General features: G+C 72.2%; 14 protein-coding genes. 7 read left to right on the top strand and 7 right to left on the bottom strand.

Annotation, left to right across the window (positions count from 1 at the left end):
* Positions 1 to 34 precede the first annotated feature (34 nt).
* Positions 35 to 868 (top strand): SCO6745 family protein, encoded by an 834-nt coding sequence (locus tag J2X46_RS20970; RefSeq protein WP_310254022.1) that lies wholly within the window; start codon positions 35 to 37, stop codon positions 866 to 868.
* Positions 869 to 872: 4 nt separating this feature from the next.
* Here the strand turns inward: J2X46_RS20970 and J2X46_RS20965 are convergent, their stop codons facing one another.
* Entirely contained in the window at positions 873 to 1,718 is an 846-nt protein-coding gene (locus J2X46_RS20965) for a LysR family transcriptional regulator (protein ID WP_310254020.1), read from the bottom strand.
* Positions 1,719 to 1,821: 103 nt separating this feature from the next.
* Between J2X46_RS20965 and J2X46_RS20960 the strand changes: the two genes are divergently transcribed.
* Genes J2X46_RS20960 through arr form a run of 3 tightly spaced genes read left to right on the top strand, consistent with a single transcriptional unit; the run spans position 1,822 to position 3,960 of the window.
* Positions 1,822 to 2,556, top strand: a complete 735-nt coding sequence (locus tag J2X46_RS20960) for an SDR family oxidoreductase (protein WP_310254019.1) — start codon at positions 1,822 to 1,824, stop codon at positions 2,554 to 2,556.
* A 53-nt stretch (positions 2,557 to 2,609) separates the two neighbouring features.
* Positions 2,610 to 3,509, top strand: a complete 900-nt coding sequence (locus J2X46_RS20955) for an NAD(P)-dependent oxidoreductase (RefSeq protein ID WP_310254017.1) — start codon at positions 2,610 to 2,612, stop codon at positions 3,507 to 3,509.
* 1 nt (position 3,510) lies between these two features.
* Positions 3,511 to 3,960 (top strand): NAD(+)--rifampin ADP-ribosyltransferase, encoded by a 450-nt coding sequence (gene arr, locus J2X46_RS20950; protein WP_310254015.1) that lies wholly within the window; start codon positions 3,511 to 3,513, stop codon positions 3,958 to 3,960.
* A gap of 260 nt (positions 3,961 to 4,220) precedes the next feature.
* Here the strand turns inward: arr and J2X46_RS20945 are convergent, their stop codons facing one another.
* Positions 4,221 to 4,922, bottom strand: coding sequence for a hypothetical protein (locus J2X46_RS20945; RefSeq protein ID WP_310254013.1), 702 nt, complete (start codon positions 4,920 to 4,922; stop codon positions 4,221 to 4,223).
* A 191-nt stretch (positions 4,923 to 5,113) separates the two neighbouring features.
* On the opposite strand from J2X46_RS20945, the gene J2X46_RS20940 reads away from it, so the two are divergent.
* The gene (locus J2X46_RS20940; protein WP_310254011.1) at positions 5,114 to 9,631 is read left to right on the top strand and encodes an ATP-dependent helicase; all 4,518 of its coding nucleotides are present in this window, start codon (positions 5,114 to 5,116) and stop codon (positions 9,629 to 9,631) included.
* Complete coding sequence (locus J2X46_RS20935) at positions 9,624 to 10,418, top strand: DNA-formamidopyrimidine glycosylase family protein (RefSeq protein WP_310254009.1); 795 nt, start codon at positions 9,624 to 9,626, stop codon at positions 10,416 to 10,418. The genes J2X46_RS20940 and J2X46_RS20935 overlap by 8 nt, the downstream gene beginning before the upstream one ends.
* 8 nt (positions 10,419 to 10,426) lie before the next feature.
* Here J2X46_RS20935 and J2X46_RS20930 read toward each other — a convergent pair whose 3' ends face one another.
* Together J2X46_RS20930 and J2X46_RS20925 are read right to left on the bottom strand one after the other, a co-directional pair.
* The gene (locus J2X46_RS20930; protein WP_310254007.1) at positions 10,427 to 10,735 is read right to left on the bottom strand and encodes a helix-turn-helix transcriptional regulator; all 309 of its coding nucleotides are present in this window, start codon (positions 10,733 to 10,735) and stop codon (positions 10,427 to 10,429) included.
* 45 nt (positions 10,736 to 10,780) lie between these two features.
* Positions 10,781 to 11,317: a CinA family protein gene (locus tag J2X46_RS20925; protein WP_310254005.1), complete on the bottom strand. Its 537-nt coding sequence runs from the start codon at positions 11,315 to 11,317 to the stop codon at positions 10,781 to 10,783.
* A gap of 18 nt (positions 11,318 to 11,335) precedes the next feature.
* Between J2X46_RS20925 and J2X46_RS20920 the strand changes: the two genes are divergently transcribed.
* Complete coding sequence (locus tag J2X46_RS20920; protein WP_310254003.1) at positions 11,336 to 13,102, top strand: glycoside hydrolase family 15 protein; 1,767 nt, start codon at positions 11,336 to 11,338, stop codon at positions 13,100 to 13,102.
* 36 nt (positions 13,103 to 13,138) lie between these two features.
* On the opposite strand, the gene J2X46_RS20915 is transcribed toward J2X46_RS20920, so the two are convergent.
* The 3 genes from J2X46_RS20915 to rimO form a co-directional block, all read right to left on the bottom strand.
* Complete coding sequence (locus J2X46_RS20915) at positions 13,139 to 15,433, bottom strand: bifunctional UDP-sugar hydrolase/5'-nucleotidase (RefSeq protein ID WP_310254001.1); 2,295 nt, start codon at positions 15,431 to 15,433, stop codon at positions 13,139 to 13,141.
* Positions 15,434 to 15,597: 164 nt separating this feature from the next.
* Entirely contained in the window at positions 15,598 to 16,233 is a 636-nt protein-coding gene (pgsA, locus tag J2X46_RS20910) for a CDP-diacylglycerol--glycerol-3-phosphate 3-phosphatidyltransferase (protein WP_310253999.1), read from the bottom strand.
* Entirely contained in the window at positions 16,230 to 17,714 is a 1,485-nt protein-coding gene (gene rimO, locus J2X46_RS20905; protein WP_310253997.1) for a 30S ribosomal protein S12 methylthiotransferase RimO, read from the bottom strand. Before rimO ends, pgsA begins: the two co-directional genes overlap by 4 nt.
* Positions 17,715 to 17,735: the final 21 nt, after the last annotated feature.

Below are 17,735 nucleotides of genomic sequence, written 5' to 3'. Positions count from 1 at the left end.
GTCGTGTCGGGGACCGCTCGTTCGTAGGACAGGTATGACGACACCTCACGCCACGGCCCGCCGGATGTTCGACCTCACCGAGCCGATCTGCCTGGTGAACTTCTTCTCCGACGAGCCCAACGAGTCCATGGCCGCGCTCGGCTTCTCCGGCTACTGGGACGGCTACTTCGCCGGCCGGTCGGCTCCCCTGGGCCGCGTGCCCGCCGAGGTGGTCGACGCCGCTTTCTACAACTTCGCGCCCGGCGAGGTCGCCCGGCACATCCCGAAGGTCTGGGCGACGACCACGCCCGAGGCCGCGCACGCCGCACGGCAGGCGGGCTGCGTGGCCGCGCTCCGCCGCATCCTCGGCGACCTCGTCGACTCCCCCGGGCTCCAGCGGGCCGCCGACCTCCTCACGCAGGCCGCGACCGCGGCGCCCGTCGAGGGCCGGGTGATGTACGCCGCCCTCCGCGCGCTCCCCGTGCCCGACGAGCCGGTCGCCCGGCTGTGGCACGCCGCCAACATGCTGCGCGAGCACCGGGGCGACGGGCATGTCGTCGCCCTCGTGGCCGAGCAGGTCGACCGCACCGAGGCGCACGTGCTCCTGGCGATCGACGCGGGGATCCACCCGCCGGAGACCTTCGGGCGCATCCACCACCTGCCGGCGTCGTACCTCGCCGGGGTGATGGCGCGCCTGCGTGAGCGCGGGCTCGTCGACGAGGACAGCCGGTTCACCGAGGCCGGGCGCGCGGCCAAGGACCGGATCGAGGCACTGACCGACGCACTCGCCGAGCCGCCGTACGCCGCCCTCGACGCCGACGACCTCGCCGAGCTGGTCGCCTGCCTCCAGCCGATCGCCGATCGGCTGAACGAGACCGGCTCCGCGTGACGAGTCAGAGCCGTGACGCGGTGCGCACCAGCCCGGCCACGCCGACCGACGTGCTGTGCGGTGGCCACGCGATCACGGTCGTGACGCGAGCCGCGTCGCTCAGCGCGACGACGGCGAGGCCGTCGCGCAGGTTGGCGCGTGCCGACTCGGGCAGCACGACCGCCGTCCGTCCGAGGCGCACCAGCTGGAGCACCTGTGTCAGGTCCCTGAGCTCGGGGCCGGGGCCGTCGCGATAGGTGCCGTCCAGCTCGGGCCAGCGCGGGAGCGGGAGGTCCGGGATCGAGCCCGCCTCCTCGACGGTCATCGACTCCCGGCTGCTGGCCGGGTGTCCCGAGGGCAGGATCAGCACCTGCGACTCGGACGCGAGCTCGTCGACGTCGAAGCCGCTCAGGTCGTCGAAGGGGCGGTGCAGGATCGCCACGTCGGCGCGCCCGTCGCGCAGCATCACGGCCTGGTGGCCCGGCGGGCTCAGCACCACCTCGACGTCGACGGCGTCGGGCTCGGCGGCATAGGCGTCGAGGAGCTTGGCCATGATCTCGCTGGAGGCGCCCGCCTTGGCCGTCAGCACGACCGGTGCCCGACCGCCCGCGTCCGCCACCCGCCGGGTGCGCCGCTCGGCCGCCTCGACCGCGGCCAGCGCCGCACGGCCCTCGTCCAGGAGGGTCCGACCCGCGGACGTGAGCGCCATGCCCCGCGGCGTACGCACGAAGAGGTCGGCGCCGAGGCGGCGCTCGAGCTGGGCGATGGCCCGCGACAGCGGGGGTTGTGCCATCCCGAGCCGCTCGGCCGCCCGACCGACGTGCTCCTCCTCGGCGACGGCGACGAAGTAGCGCAGCTCGCGGGTCTCCACGAGTTCGAGCGTACGCCGCTGACCTGCGCCCATACCTGCGCGGTATCGGCCCGCACCCGATCGGTCTTGGAACGACCGGCCATGACGACGGCACGCTCGAGGCATGTCAACGAACACCACGAACAAGAAGACAGCACTGGTCACCGGGGCCAACAAGGGCATCGGCTACGAGATCGCCGCGGGACTGTCGCGGCTCGGCTTCCGGGTGGGAGTCGGCGCGCGCGACGACGTACGACGTGAGCAGGCCGTCGAGAAGCTGCTCGCCGACGGGCACGACGTGTTCGGCGTCGCGCTCGATGTCACCTCCGACGCGAGCGTCGCGGCGGCCGCAGCACAGCTGGAGGAGCTCGGCGGGCTCGACGTCCTGGTCAACAACGCCGGCATCACCGGCGGGATGCCGCAGGAGCCTTCGCAGGTGACGGCCGAACAGGTCCTCGGCGTGGTCGACGTCAACGTCCTGGGCGTCATCCGGGTCACCAACGCGATGCTGCCGATGATCCGGCGCAGCAGCTCGCCGCGCATCGTCAACGTCTCGAGCACGGTCGGCTCGCTCGGCCTGCAGACCGCGCAGGACGAGCCGATCGGCCCGATCTCGGGCGCCTACTCCCCCACCAAGACCTACCTCAACGCGCTGACCGTCCAGTACGCCAAGGAGCTGGCCGGCGCCGGGATCCTCGTCAACGCCGGCTGCCCGGGCTACGTCGCGACCGACCTCAACGGCTTCCGCGGCACGCGTACGCCGGAGCAGGGCGCCGCGGTCTTCCTCGAGCTCGCGACGCTGCCCGACGGCGGACCGACCGGCACCTTCTCGGACGAGAACGGGGTGCAGCCCTGGTGAGGTGACCGGCTGGGGGTGCCGCCGCCTTGCGCTGCCACGGTAGGAAGGCCCACATGCGGATCTTCTTCACTGGCGGCAGCGGCAAGGCCGGACGGCACGTCGCGCCCTACCTCGCCTCCCAGGGGCACCAGGTCACCAACGCCGACCTCGTGCCCCTCGACCATCCCGACGTCCACGACCTCCGGGTCGACCTCACCGATGCCGGCGAGGTCTACTCGGCGCTCGCCGGGCTCGCCACCTTCGACGAGCTCGACCTGCCCGAGAAGCCGTCGTACGACGCGGTGGTGCACTTCGCGGCGGTGCCCGCGATCCTGCGCGTGCCGGACGCGGCGACGTACGCCACCAACGTGCTCAGCACCTACCACGTGCTCGAGGCGGCGACCCGGCTCGGCATCCGCAAGGTCGTCTTCGCCTCGTCGGAGACGACCTACGGCGTCTGCTTCGCCCAGGGTGAGCGCAAGCCGCGCTACGTGCCGGTGGACGAGGAGCACCCCACGGTCCCCGAGGACTCCTACGCGACGTCGAAGGTCGCCAACGAGGTGACCGCGCGCTCACTGCAGGCGCGATCGGGCGCCGACATCTACGGGCTGCGCATCAACAACGTCATCGAGCCGCACGAGTACGCGGAGCTGTTTCCCGCGTTCCTCGAGAACCCGGCGCTGCGGCGGCGCAACATCTTCGCCTACATCGACGTGCGCGACCTGGGCCAGATGGTGCAACGGTGCCTGGAGACCGACGGGCTCGGCTTCGAGGTCTTCAACGTGGCCAACGCCGACATGTCGGTCGCCGCCACCACGTCGGAGGTCATCGAGCAGTTCTACGACGGCGTCGAGGTGCGCCGGGAGATGGGGCGCGACGAGACGTTCTACGCGATCGACAAGGCCCGTTCGCTGGTGGGCTTCGCTCCCGCGCATTCCTGGCGCGACGTGCTCGGCGACCCGCGAGAGTCCTGACGTGGAGGCCCGGGTCGCGGTCACCTATGAACAGCACGACCACGTGACCGGCACCTTCCTGCACGGCACGAAGGCCGAGCTGCAGCCGGGCGACGAGCTGGTCGCCGGCTTCGGCTCGAACTTCCAGGAGGGGCGGACGATGAACCACATCTACTTCACGACGCTCGAGAGCACTGCGGCGTGGGGTGCCCAGCTGTCGGCGGCGCTCGCCGGCCCCGACTCGCGCGGGCACGTGTACGCCGTCGAGCCGCTCGGCCCGTTCGAGGACGACCCCAACGTCACCGACAAGCGGTTCCCCGGGAACCCGACCGAGTCCTACCGGACCCGCCACCCGCTCCGGATCCTGCACGAGGTCGAGGAGTGGCAGGCCCATCCGCCGGAGGCCCTCCGGGCGATGCTCGACGGGCTCGCGGACATGCGGGCCAAGGGGCTGGACGTCATCGAGGACTGAGCTGCTCAGGGCTTTCTTCTGGTCCTCCGGGACGCCGGGCACGAGGTGAAGAGCACCCGCGCCATGCCTCTCGATGCCGCACCGCGCCCGCGGCCCTGCAACACCTCTCCCTGGTGGTTGAGGTGCGAGCGGGGCGAGCCTCGAAGCCACTCCGTCCCAGGTGACCCCGCACCACGTGAGCGCCAGGCGTCAGTGTGGTCCTCCTGACGCGCCAGACACGTCACAGCGACCGCACTGACCTCGGTCACGACTCGTCCGCGTCACCGTCCCGCGACCGCGAGGGGCGCGTCGTCAGGACGGTCCGCCGGTCGTGCCCGCACCAGCCGTACGCCGGTGGCCACCAGCCACACCAGCCAGGCGGCGTACCCGGGCATCCCGACGAACAGGAGCGACGAGCCGTCCGCGATCGCGAGGTTGGCCGTCCCGACGGCGATGAGCAGGACTCCCCCGCCGAGGGCGAGCAGACGCTGCCACGGCGGGGTCAGCCCGCTCGCGTGGGTCCCCAGTGCGGCACCGACGAAGGTCGTACCGAGCGCCGGGAGCGCCAGTGCGAATGCTGCGGCGTGGAGCTGCCACGCGAGCTCGAGCAACGGGCTCGGCTCGACGAGGTCGCCGGCCGCGAGCACGACGCCGTCCCACAGGACCGCGTAGAGCGCGAGGACCGCCGCGAGCGTCGCTCCCGCGGCCACCGCGAGGCGTGACCAGTCGGTGCCCGCACCGCCGCGCCGACCGACGATCCCGTGGAGACCGGTCACGAACGCCAACAGCAGCGGCAGGTTCAGCGCCTCCAGTCCGACCACGAAGCCGACCGCGCCCCGGTGCTCCGCGTGGAACGTGAGGACGTCGCCGATCGGGTCGCCGTAGCCGGGCGCTCCGACCCAGACCACCACCACGTTCTGCACCACCACCGACACCGCCAACGCGATCGCCGTCGCGCCCACCACCCGCTCTGAGGTTCTCATCTCGTGCCTTTCGTCGCGGTCGTTCGACCGGTGCCTCCACGGTCGCTGATCCCGACCACCGACGGATCGGCTTCACGGTCGTGCTCGATCGGCCGATGGGACGATCCGACCCGGTCGTTCGGCTGGTAGGCGCCTCACGCCAGCCTCAGAGGCGGAGCGGGTTGTCGTACCTCGGTGACAGACTGCAGGGCATGACCGCCCTCGACCGCTTCAGCGCGCCCACGCGTGCATGGTTCGAGGCATCCTTCGCCAGCCCGACTCCGGCGCAGGAGGGCGCGTGGGAGGCGATCGCCGCAGGCCGGCACGCGCTCGTGGTCGCCCCGACCGGCAGCGGCAAGACGCTGAGCGCCTTCCTGCACGCCATCGACCGGCTGCTCAGCAGCGAGCGGCCCGACGACAAGCTGCGGCGCACGCGCGTCCTCTACATCTCCCCGCTCAAGGCGCTCGGCGTCGACGTCGAGCGCAACCTCCGTGCCCCGCTGACCGGCATCCGCAACACCGCCGAGCGACTCGAGGCCACCGTCCCCGACGTCACCGTCGGCCTGCGCTCCGGCGACACCAGCCCGGCCGACCGCCGCAAGCTCGGCACCACGCCGCCCGACATCCTGATCACCACGCCCGAGTCGCTCTTCCTGATGCTGACCAGCCAGGCACGCGAGACGCTGCGCGGGGTCGACACGGTCATCATCGACGAGGTGCACGCGGTCGCCGGCACCAAGCGCGGCGCCCACCTCGGCCTCAGCCTCGAGCGGCTCGACGCGCTGCTCGAAAGGCCGGCCCAGCGCATCGGCCTCAGCGCGACCGTCCGACCGCTCGACGAGGTCGCGCGCTTCCTCGGCGGCACGCAGCCGGTCGAGATCGTCGCCCCGCCCAGCACCAAGGAGTGGGACCTCCGGGTCGTGGTGCCGGTCGAGGACATGACCATGCCCGAGGAGTACGACGAGGAGTCGGGCGACCCCGGCCGTGCGAGCAGCATCTGGCCCCACGTCGAGGAGCACGTGGTCGACCTCGTCGAGCAGCACCGCTCCACCATCGTCTTCGCCAACTCCCGCCGCCTGGCCGAGCGGCTGACCGCCCGCCTCAACGAGATCGCCACCGAGCGCGCGGGCGCCGAACCGGACGCGCCCGGCAAGCCGCCCGCCCAGGTGATGGCGCAGTCCGGCCAGAGCAGCGGCGCCGAGACCGTCATCGCCAAGGCCCACCACGGCTCGGTGTCCAAGGAGCAGCGGGCCATCATCGAGGACGATCTCAAGCGCGGCCGGCTCCCCTGCGTGGTCGCCACCAGCAGCCTCGAGCTCGGCATCGACATGGGCGCGGTCGACCTCGTCATCCAGATCGAGTCGCCGCCCAGCGTGGCCAGCGCCCTGCAGCGCGTCGGTCGGGCGGGGCACCAGGTCGGCGAGACCAGCCGTGGCGTGCTGTTCCCCAAGCACCGCGGCGACCTCGCCCAGACCGCTGTCGCGGTCGAGCGGATGCGCACCGGCGCCATCGAGAAGATGTCCGTCCCGGCCAACCCGCTCGACGTGCTGGCCCAGCAGGTCGTGGCGGCGCTGGCGTTGGAGGAGTGGCAGGTCGACGAGCTGTTCGCCCTCGTGCAGCGTGCGGCGTCGTACTCCGGGCTCCCCCGCGCCGCCTTCGACGCGACCCTCGACCTGCTCAGCGGCCGCTACCCCAGCGACGAGTTCGCCGAGCTCCGCCCGCGCATCGTGTGGGACCGCGTCAACGGCCAGCTCAGCGGCCGGCCGGGCGCCCAGCGCCTCGCCGTGACCAGCGGCGGCACGATCCCCGACCGCGGCCTGTTCGGCGTCTTCCTCGTCGGCGAGAAGGCCAGCCGGGTGGGCGAGCTCGACGAGGAGATGGTCTACGAGTCCCGCGTCGGCGACATCTTCGCGCTCGGCGCGACCAGCTGGCGGATCGAGGACATCACCCACGACCGGGTCCTCGTCACGCCGGCGCCGGGCATCCCGGGCCGACTGCCGTTCTGGAAGGGCGATGCACTCGGCCGCCCCGCCGAGCTCGGTGCCGCAGTCGGCGCCTTCACCCGCGACCTCGCCGCCCTGCCCACGCAGAAGGCTGTCGACCGGGTGAAGGAGCGCGGGCTCGACGACTACGCCGCCACCAACCTCGTCACCTACCTCACCGAGCAGCGCGAGGCGACCCAGGTCGTGCCGAGCGACACCCAGGTCGTGGTCGAGCGCTTCCGCGACGAGCTCGGCGACTGGCGCCTGGTCGTCCACTCGCCCTACGGCACCCCCGTCCACGCGCCGTGGGCCCTCGCGATCAACGCCCGGCTCCGCGAGCGCTTCGACGTCGACGGGCAGGCCGTGGCCTCCGACGACGGCATCGTGATCCGGATCCCCGACACCGATGCCGAGCCGCCGACGGGCGAGGTGATCGTCTTCGAGCCCGAGGAGATCGAGCAGCTCGTCACCCAGGAGGTCGGCGGGTCGGCCCTGTTCGCCAGCCGCTTCCGCGAGTGCGCCGCGCGCGCCCTCCTGCTCCCCCGTCGTGATCCCGGACGGCGCAGCCCCCTGTGGCAGCAGCGCCAGCGCAGCGCCCAGCTGCTCGAGGTCGCCAGTCAGTACCCGTCCTTCCCCATCGTGCTCGAAGCCGTGCGCGAGTGCCTCCAGGACGTGTACGACCTCCCCGCCTTGGTGGCCCTGCTCGGCCGCGTCCAGCGCCGCGAGGTCGCGGTGGTCGACGTCGCCACGACCCAGCCCAGTCCCTTCGCCCGCAGCCTGCTCTTCGGCTACGTCGCCCAGTTCGTCTACGAGGGCGACTCCCCCATCGCCGAGCGCCGGGCCGCCGCGCTCTCGCTCGACCAGGGGCTGCTCGCCGAGCTGCTCGGCCGCGCCGAGCTGCGCGAGCTGCTCGACCCCGAGGTGCTCGCCGAGGTCGAGGCCGAGCTCCAGTGGCTCGCCCCCGACCGGCAGGCGCGCGACGCCGAGGCGGTCGCCGACCTGCTGCGCCTCGTCGGCCCGCTGTCGGTGGAGGAGATCCGCGCCCGTGCCGTGGACGGTGCCGACGTCGAGGGCTGGCTCGTCTCGCTGGCCGACGTACGCCGCGTCGTCGAGGTGCGCATGGCCGGCGAGGACCGCTGGACCGCGATCGAGGACGTCGGCCGGCTGCGCGACGGGCTCGGCGTGCCCGTCCCCGTCGGCACGCCCGATGCCTTCCTCGAGCTCCCCGAGGACCCGCTCGGCGACCTCGTCTCCCGCTACGCCCGCAGCCACGGGCCCTTCACCACCGCCGAGGTGGCCACCCGGCTCGGGCTCGGCGAGGCGGTCGCCCGCCAGACCCTGCAGCGCCTGGCCCACCGAGGTCGCGTGCTCGACGGCGAGTTCCGGCCGTCGGGCTCGGGCAGCGAGTGGTGCGACGCCGAGGTGCTGCGCAAGCTGCGGCGGCGCTCGCTGGCCCGCCTGCGCCAGGAGATCGAGCCGGTCGACCAGGCGGCGGTCGCCCGCTTCCTGCCAGCCTGGCAGCGGGTCGGCGGCAACCTCCGCGGCCTCGACGGCGTGGTCTCCGCGATCGACCAGCTCGCCGGGTGTCCGGTGCCCGCCAGCGCCCTCGAGCCCTTGGTGCTCGCCGCGAGGGTCAGGGACTACGAGCCCTCGATGCTCGACGAGCTCACCGCGTCCGGCGAGGTCATCTGGACCGGTCACGCACCCCTGCCCGGCAGCGACGGCTGGGTCAGCCTGCACCTCGCCGACCAAGCCCACCTCACCCTGCCCGAGGTCGAGGGCGACGAGCCGAGCGGCCTCCAGCGCGCCGTCCTCGACGCGCTCGACCCCGGCGGCGCGTGGTTCTTCCGGCAGCTCGCCGACCGGGTCGGCTCCACCAGCGACGCCGAGCTGAGCACGGCACTGTGGGAGCTGGTCTGGAGGGGCCTGGTCACGAACGACACCCTCGCCCCGCTGCGGGCGCTCGTCCGCAGCGGCACGCCCTCGCACCGCACCCGTCGTACGCCGCCCCGGCTGGGGCGCACGACCGGCGGCCGGATGCCCGTGCGCACCGGCCCGCCCGAGACCGCCGGGCGCTGGGCCGTGCTCCCCGAGCGCGACGACGACCCGACCCGCCGCGCCCACGCGCGAGCCGAGCACCTCCTCGAGCGTCACGGCGTCGTCACCCGCGGAGCCGTGGTCAGCGAGCGGATCGCCGGCGGTTTCGCGGGTGTCTACAAGGTGCTGAGCGCCTTCGAGGACACCGGTCGGTGCCGGCGCGGCTACTTCATCGAAGGCCTCGGCGCCGCCCAGTTCGGCAGTGCCGGCGCCATCGACCGGCTCCGCACCTTCTCCGAGCCCGAGAGCACCAAGGCGGGCGCCAAGCCGGCCGTCGTGGCGCTCGCCGCCACCGACCCGGCGAACCCGTTCGGCGCGGCGCTCCCCTGGCCGGAGGCGATCGGCGAGGCGTCGGGACACCGGCCCGGTCGCAAGGCCGGTGCGCTGGTCGTGGTGGTCGACGGGGCGCTGACGGTCTACGTCGAGCGCGGCGGGCGCACCCTCCTGACCTGGAGCGAGGACGCCGACCTGCTCACCCCGGCCATGGAGGCGCTCGCCGAGGCTGCCCGCCGCGGTGCGCTGGGGAGGCTCACGGTCGAGAAGGCCGACGGGCAGGCGCTCATCGGCGGGGGTGGCGACACCCCGATCCGGCAGGCCCTGAGCGCAGCCGGGTTCGTGGCAACCCCGAAGGGGCTGAGGCTGCGTGCCTGAGGGCGACACCGTCTACCGCGCCGCGGCCAAGCTCGACCGCGCCCTGAGCGGGCACCAGCTCATCGTGTCCGACTTCCGGGTCCCGGCCTACGCCACGCTCGACCTCCGCGGTGCCACCGTGCGCCACACGTTCGCGCGCGGCAAGCACCTGATCACCCGGATCGACCACGAACGCGACTGGACCCTGCACACCCACCTCAAGATGGAGGGGTCCTGGCACATCTACCCAACCGGTGAGCGGTGGCGCCGCCCGGCCGAGCAGGCGCGCATCGTCCTCGGCATCGAGGGTCGATCCGCCGTCGGCTTCTCGCTCGGAATCGTCGAGCTGGTGCCGCGGCACGAGGAGGCTGCCCTCACCGCCCACCTCGGCCCCGACCTGTTGGGGCCCGACTGGGACGAGGACGAGGCGCTCTCCCGGTTGCGCAGCCAGCCCGACCGCCCGATCGGCGAGGCGCTGCTCGACCAGCGCAACCTCGCGGGCGTGGGCAACATGTACATGGCCGAGCTCTGCTTCACCAGCGGCATCCACCCGACGGCCCCGGTCTCCACGACCGAGGCCCAGCTGCCGCGCCTGGTCCGGCGGGCCCACCAGATGCTGGCGGTCAACAAGGAGCGGGCGATCCAGTCCACGACCGGCAACCTGCGCGAGCGGGAGCGGCTGTGGGTCTACCGCCGCGACACGTCCCCCTGCCGAAGGTGTCGCACGCCCATCGCCGTCGACATGGTCGGCGAGCCGGGCCGCGAGCGGGCGGCGTACTGGTGCCCGAGCTGCCAGCCGGCGCCCTGAGCGAGCGGTCAGGCGGCGGAGGCGACCACGTCGCCCGAGGGGCGCGGGGTGATGTCCGGGCTGGTGACCACGCCGAGCGCGATCTCCTCGAGGGCGACCGCGTCGGCCACCTCGCGGAGCACGTCGGAGAGCGGCAGGTCCATCGCCTGGCACAGCGACGCCAGGAGCTCGGACGAGGCCTCCTTCTGCCCGCGCTCGATCTCCGAGATGTAGCCGAGGCTGACGCGCGCGTCGGCCGAGAGCTCTCGCAGGGTCATCCCGCGCTGCATCCGGGCGCCTCGCAGCACCTCACCGAGCAGTCGTCGGAAGAGAACCATGCGCGAAGTCCTTGCTCTGGGTCGAGTGGAGTCGTAGGCCCAACGCTACCCGAGGTCCGGTTCTTCCCGGGCAGGGATGCCTCGATCACCGGACGCGGATTCGCCGAGGAGGCGCTCCAGGAGCGACAGCGCCTCGCGCCAGGTGTCCTCGCGGATGGCGCTGCGGTCGCCGTCGAGCGCCAGTCGGAGGGCCTCCACACGCGAGGGTCCGGCGACCGCGACCCACACCGTACCGACCGGTTTCCCCTCCTGGGAGTCGGGCCCGGCCACGCCGGTCGTGGCCACGCCCCACGTCGCGTCGAGCCGGTCACGCACGCCGCGGGCCATCGCCTCGGCGCACTGCCCCGACACCACGCCGTGCTGCGCCACCACCTCGGGCGGCACGCCGAGGAGCGACTCCTTGACCCGGGTGGCGTACGACACCACGCCGCCGACGAAGCTGCGGGAGGCGCCCGGCACGTCGGTCAGGCGGGAGGCCAGCATGCCGCCGGTCAGCGACTCGGCCGTGGCGAGCGTCTCCCCACGGACGGCGAGGACCTCGAGCACGCGGCGCGCCACCGCCTCACCCGCCTCGTTGGTCACGTCCGCGAGACTAGCCGCATGGCTCTCCCCATCGAGGACTACGCCCTCATCGGTGACCGCGGCACCGCCGCCCTCGTCGGCAGGGACGGATCGATCGACTGGCTGTGCCTGCCGCGCTTCGACTCGCCGGCCTGCTTCGCCGCGCTCCTGGGCACCGAGGACAACGGTCGCTGGCTGCTGGCTCCGGCGGACGAGATCGTCTCCACCAGCCGCCGCTACGTCGACGGCACCGCTCTTCTGGAGACGACGTTCACCACGGCCGACGGCGAGGTGGTGCTGCTCGACGTGATGCCCACCGGCGACGGCCGCGCGGACGTCGTACGACGCCTCACGTGCACGCGCGGCACCGTGCGGATCCGGCACGACTGGGTCGTGCGCACCGACTACGGCCGGGTCCGGCCCTGGGTCGTCCGGGCGCACGCCCACGGCAACGAGGTGGTCGTCGCCGTCGCCGGCCCCGACAAGCTCGTGCTGCGCGGGCCGCACCTCCCGCACGGCCACAACGGCCACCACAGCGACGAGTTCGACATGACCGAGGGCGACGAGCTGACGTTCTCCACGACGTGGGTGCGCTCGTGGCGCGACGTGCCCGAACCCCTCGGCTTCGACGACCGGATCGAGGCCACCACCGCCGCCCAGCGCGAGTGGTCCGCGCGGGCGCCCGACGACCTGCCGCACGCCGACCGGGTCCGCCGCAGCCTGCTCACCCTGTTCCTGATGACCCACGAGGAGACGGGTGGGATCGTCGCGGCGCCCACCACGTCGCTGCCCGAGGACTTCGGCGGTGAGCGCAACTGGGACTACCGCTTCTGCTGGCTGCGCGACGCGGCCCTCACCCTGGAGTCGCTGATCGGCGCGGGCTACGACGAGGAGGCCCTCGGCTGGCGGCGCTGGCTGCTGCGCGCGGTGGCCGGCGACCCGGCCGACCTCCAGATCATGTACACCGTCGACGGCGGCCGCCAGCTGCCCGAGCGCGAGCTGCCGCACCTGCCCGGCTACGCCGACAGCACGCCCGTCCGGATCGGCAACGGCGCGGTGAGCCAGCGGCAGAACGACGTGCTCGGCGAGGTGATGATCGCCCTCGAGCTCGCGCGGCAGGCCGGGCTCGACGAGACGCGCAACTCGTGGGCGCTGCAGCGGGCGCTGGTCGACGAGCTGGCCGAGCACTGGGACGAGCCGGACAACGGGCTGTGGGAGATCCGCGGCCCGCAGCGCCACTTCACCCACTCGCGGGTGATGGTGTGGGTGGCCTTCGACCGGGCGGTCAAGGCGGTCGAGGACCACGGCCTCGAGGGGCCGGTCGAGCGGTGGCGCGACCTGCGCGACCGGGTGCGCGAGGAGGTCCTCGAGAAGGGGTACGACGCCGAGCGCGGCACCTTCACCCAGCACTACGACACGACCGAGGTCGACGCCTCGCTGCTGAACATCCCGCTGGTCGGGTTCCTGCCCGGTGACGACCCGCGCGTGCTCGGCACGATCGACGCGATCACCGAGGACCTGATGCGCGACGGCCTGCTGCTGCGCTACCGCACGCAGACCGGCGTCGACGGGGTGCCCGGCCACGAGCACCCGTTCCTCGCCTGCTCGTTCTGGCTGGTGTCCGCGCTGGCCGCGGCGGGGCGTCGTACGGAAGCCGGGGAGCTGATGGACCGCCTGTGCGGCCTGGCCAACGACGTCGGCCTGCTCTCGGAGGAGTACGACGCCGAGCACGGACGGATGGCCGGCAACTTCCCCCAGGCCTTCAGCCACCTCGCCCTCGTGCAAGCGGCCCTCGCCCTGCGCTGAGCAGGACGAGGGCCGCGAGCCTCAGAGGTCAGCGCCTCAGCGGCGGTGCACCTTGATCTTGACGACCGCGGTCTTGCTGCGGACCTTGCGGCTGCCGGCGTACTTCACGACGACGCGCTTCGTGCCAGCCTTGGTGAACTTCGCCAGCTTGACGACCGCCTTGCCCTTCTTCAGCTTGACGGTGTACTTCTTCCCACCGACCTTGACCACGACCTTGCCGGTCACGGCGCTGATGCCGAGGGCGGAGGCCTTGATCTTCACCCGCGCGCGGGTCTTGCCCATCACGATCCGCTTGGGCTTCACGCGGGCCGCGACCTCGCCCTTGGCCTTGCGGACGTCGATCGGCAGGGAGAAGGTCGTGCCGGTGGTGGGACCGGTGAAGGTCAGCACCTGCTTGCCGGACCTGACCTTGCCCTTGAGCTTCAGCGAGACCGCGGCCTTGCCGATCTCGTCGAACACCGAGTCGTCGTTGGCGTTGTTCACGGCCACCGAGCCCAGCGAGGCGTCGCCCGCCTTGACGGCCAGCGTCGCGTCCTTGGCGTCCGTCGCGCCGGTCATCGCGAGCGACGAGAGGGACAGCTCGACCTTCTGGCCGAGGCGGTAGAAGCGCGGTGCGGTCGCCGGCCAGGACACGCCGACGAAGTGCTGCGCGAGGTCGACGGGCAGCGGCTTGGTCTTGGCGTTGGCCGCCATGTAGTCGACCATCGCCTGCAGGTCGACCTTGCCGGTGTCGCGCTTGGCCGTGCCGTTGGCGAGCTCGCGGAAGTTGTCACCACCGCTGGCGAGGAACGAGTTCACCGTGACGGAGTACGACGTCGCGGGGTCGATCGCCTTGCCGTTGAGGTACATCCCGGTCACCCGGTTGCCCGCGGCCTTGGTCGCGTCGTAGGTCGCGAAGAAGCCCTTGGACGTGCCCAGGCGCAGGAACGGCCGGCTCGGGGCCTGGCCACCGGGGTTGGTCTGCCACTGCTGCTCGAGCACGGTCTTGATCTGTGCACCGGTGAGCTTCATGTTGACCAGCGTGTTGGCGAACGGCTGGACGACGGCGGCCTGCTTGTAGGTCAGGGTCGCCGGGAAGCCGCCAGGGTTGCCGACCATGTCCTGGCGGAGGCCGCCGGGGTTCATGAACGCGATCTGCGCGCTGCCGGACTCGGGGTTCTGCGTGGCCCAGCGCTGCACCTCGGCGACGAGGTTGCCGAGCGACGACTCTCCGCCGCGGTTCTCGGTCGTGCCGTTGTTGAGCTTGGCACGGCTGAACCCGCCGGCGACCTTGCCCAGCTCGACCGCACCGAGCACGTCGGCCTTGGCCTTCGCGTCGTTGACCATCGTGGTGGTGTTCGCGTCGGCGGGGTAGTTCGCCGCGTACGGCGTGGTCTGCGCCTTGAGGTACTTGATGTCGGAGGTGACCGACGTGACGGCACCCGTGGTGTCCTCGACCGTGAACTGGAGCTGGTTCAGCGCCATGCCGTACTGGCCGGCCGAGACGACCGGCACGTTGTTGTAGGTGCAGTTGTAGGCGAGGTGCGTGTGACCGGACACGATCGCGTTCACGTTGCTGGCGACGCCCTTGACGACCTTGCCGAAGGTGCTGTCGTCGGAGACGTTGGCGCAGTCGGACTTCGCCGCGCCCTCGTGGACCAGCATCACGACCACGTCGGCACCGTCAGCGCGCAGGGCTGCGGCGCCGGCGTTGACCTCCTGGACGATCGAGCTGATCTTGACGTCGGCGATGCCGGCGGGCGAGACGAGGCTCGGCAGGTCCTCGGTGACCGCACCGACGAAGCCGACCCGCACGCTGCCGAAGTCCTTGTACCAGGTCGCGCCGTCGGACGTGCCGGGCGAGGCCGCCACGTCGGGCAGGGCGTAGGAGTTGTCGGACCTCTTGCGCACGTTGGCCGCGAGGTACTGCCAGTCGGCACCGCCCTCGGGGTTGGTGGCGGCGTCCTCGGGCTTCATGACCCGGTTGACCAGGTCGGCGTAGCCCGCGTCGAACTCGTGGTTGCCAGCCGCCGAGACCTCGAGGCCGGCCTCGTTGAGCGCATCGAGCGTCGGCTTGTCGTGCTGGATGAAGGACTCGAAGGTGGAGGCGCCGATCATGTCGCCAGCAGCGGCGAAGACCGTGTTGGGGTTGGCCGCCCGGAGCTGCTTGACGGCGCCGGACAGGATCGCGGCGCCGGCGGTGACGCCGTTGCTGGTCCCGCCGGTGCCGTCCTCGTTGATGAGGCGGCCGTGGAAGTCGTTGGTGGCCAGGACCTGGATGGTGACCGGAGCTGCGTGCGCGGGCGCTGCCGTCGTGACCACGGCGAGAGGTGCTGCGAGCAGCCCCGTCATCGTCGAAGCCAGGGCGAAGCGGCGTCCTCGTCGTGATGCTGACACGAGATCAAGGGCCTTTCGTCGGGTGAGTGGGCCGTCACCCTAGCCGAATGAAAGCGCTGCCAGACCCCACCAAAGTAGGTTTTCCCGACCTTTCGGTCAGTGTTCTCCGACGGGCCGGATCAGGCCGTGCGTACCCGCTGGTTGCGCACCTCGCGGACGAACTCCCAGCCCGACCACAGCGTCATCGCGACGGCGCCGGCGAGCAGCACCTGGCTGGCGTAGAAGAGCACCTCGCCCAGCGGGCCGGGCCAGATGTCGAAGGCGCCGCCGTGCGCGTCGCCGTGCGGCAGCGGCCAGGTGAGGCCGGACAGTGCGATCGCCTGGAGCACCGTCTTGATCTTGCCGCTCATCGCCGCCGGGATCACCACGGACTTGAGCACCGAGAGGCGCAGCAGCGTGACGCTCCACTCGCGCAGCAGCACCACGATCGTGACCCACCACCAGATGTCGCCGACGATCGAGAGGCCGATGAACGCCATCCCGGTGATTGCCTTGTCGGCGATCGGGTCGGCGATCTTGCCGAAGTCGGTGACGAGGTCGTGCTTGCGCGCGAGATCGCCGTCGATCTTGTCGGTGATCATCGCGATCGCGAAGATCACGAACGAGACCCAGCGCCACGTGACGGAGTCGCCGCCGTCGTGCAGGAGCGCCCAGCCGAAGAACGGCACCATGATGATGCGCAGCGTGGTGAGCACGTTGGCGATGTTGAAGTTCGACACCTGGCGCTGCTCGGAGCTCGTCGGGTCGGTGGTCATCGGGGGGCTCCGTTCACTCGCGCGATCAGGTCGACGCCGTCGGTGCCGGTGACGGTCGCGCTCAGCAGGTCGCCGACCCGGGCACCCTCCGCGCCGGTGAGCAGCGTCGTACCGTCCACCTCGGGGCCCTGGTGGGCCGCCCGTCCCTCGACGTCACCGTCCACGGACTCGACGAGCACCTCGACCTCCTCGCCGATGCGCTCCTCGGCCCGCTGGGCGTTGAGCTCCTCCACGAGGGCGGTCACGTGCTCGGTGCGGGCGCGGATCTCGTCCTCGTCGAGCTTGAGGTCGTCGGCGAAGCCGGCGGCCTCCGTGCCGTCCTCGTCGGAGTAGCCGAAGACACCGGTGACGTCCATGCGAGCCGCCTCGAGGAAGTCGCACAGCGTCTCGAGCTCCTCCTCGGTCTCGCCGGGGAAGCCGACGATCACGTTGGAGCGGACGCCCGCCAGCGGCGCCAGCGTGCGGATCTGGTCGAGCAGGCCGAGGAAGCTCTCCGGGTCGCCGAAGCGGCGCATCCGGCGCAGCACCGTGGCGCTGGCGTGCTGGAAGGAGAGGTCGAAGTACGGCACCACGCCCGGGGTCGACGCGATCGCCTCGATCAGGCCCGGCCGGGTCTCCGCGGGCTGGAGGTAGGAGACGCGCACCCGCTCGATGCCGTCGATCCCCGACAGCTCGGGGAGCATCGTCTCGAGCAGCCGCAGGTCGCCCAGGTCCTTGCCGTAGGACGTGGAGTTCTCGCTGACGAGGAAGAGCTCCTTGACGCCCTGGGTGGCCAGCCACTGGGCCTCGTTGACCACGTCGCTGGGCCGGCGGCTGACGAACGACCCGCGGAAGCTCGGGATCGCGCAGAACGTGCAGCGGCGGTCGCAGCCGCTCGCCAGCTTGAGCGGCGCCATCGGGCCCGCGTCGAGGCGTCGTCGTACGGCACGGGGGCCGGTCGCGGGCGCGCCGGCGCCGATCTCGCTGGTGTCGGCAGCGACAGCCTCGTGGCCGGGCACCGAGATGCCCGACGCGTCGCGCTCGCCCTGCCGTTCAACGGGCGAGATCGGCAGGAGCAGGCGGCGGTCGGACGGCGTGTGCGGGTGGTGGGTCTCGCCTCCGACGATCGCGCGCAGCTTCGAGGCGATGTCGGGGTAGTCGTCGAAGCCCAGCACCGCGTCGGCCTCGGGCAGCGACTCGGCGAGGTCCTTGCCGTAGCGCTCGGCCAGGCAGCCGACCGCGACGACGGCCTGCGCCTTGCCGTGCTCCTTCAGGTCGGCGGCCTCCAGCAGCGTGTCGACGGAGTCCTTCTTCGCGGCCTCCACGAAGCCGCACGTGTTGACCAGGACCGTGTCGGCGTCCTCGGGGTCCTCGACCAGCACGAAGCCGCCGGCCTCGAGGCGCCCGGCGAGCTCCTCGGAGTCGACCTCGTTGCGGGCACAGCCCAGCGTCACCACAGCGACGTTGAGCGGGGTGGGGGGCAGCTCGGTGTCAGTCGTCATCGCACTCGTGAGTATGCCGGG

It is taken from the genome of Nocardioides sp. BE266 (assembly GCF_031457855.1).
Classification (GTDB): Bacteria; Actinomycetota; Actinomycetes; order Propionibacteriales; family Nocardioidaceae; genus Nocardioides.
The sequence above is the reverse complement of the archived record's forward strand: the minus strand, read 5'-3'. Positions and strand labels throughout refer to the sequence as shown.

Coding starts and splice junctions, on each gene's coding strand:
- J2X46_RS20960 (WP_310254019.1), top strand. CDS start 1,822: ATGTCAACGAACACCACGAACAAGAAGACAGCACTGGTCACCGGGGCC.
- J2X46_RS20915 (WP_310254001.1), bottom strand. CDS start 15,433: ATGACGGGGCTGCTCGCAGCACCTCTCGCCGTGGTCACGACGGCAGCG.
- J2X46_RS20955 (WP_310254017.1), top strand. CDS start 2,610: ATGCGGATCTTCTTCACTGGCGGCAGCGGCAAGGCCGGACGGCACGTC.
- pgsA (WP_310253999.1), bottom strand. CDS start 16,233: ATGACCACCGACCCGACGAGCTCCGAGCAGCGCCAGGTGTCGAACTTC.
- J2X46_RS20920 (WP_310254003.1), top strand. CDS start 11,336: ATGGCTCTCCCCATCGAGGACTACGCCCTCATCGGTGACCGCGGCACC.
- J2X46_RS20940 (WP_310254011.1), top strand. CDS start 5,114: ATGACCGCCCTCGACCGCTTCAGCGCGCCCACGCGTGCATGGTTCGAG.
- J2X46_RS20945 (WP_310254013.1), bottom strand. CDS start 4,922: ATGAGAACCTCAGAGCGGGTGGTGGGCGCGACGGCGATCGCGTTGGCG.
- rimO (WP_310253997.1), bottom strand. CDS start 17,714: ATGACGACTGACACCGAGCTGCCCCCCACCCCGCTCAACGTCGCTGTG.
- J2X46_RS20970 (WP_310254022.1), top strand. CDS start 35: ATGACGACACCTCACGCCACGGCCCGCCGGATGTTCGACCTCACCGAG.
- J2X46_RS20930 (WP_310254007.1), bottom strand. CDS start 10,735: ATGGTTCTCTTCCGACGACTGCTCGGTGAGGTGCTGCGAGGCGCCCGG.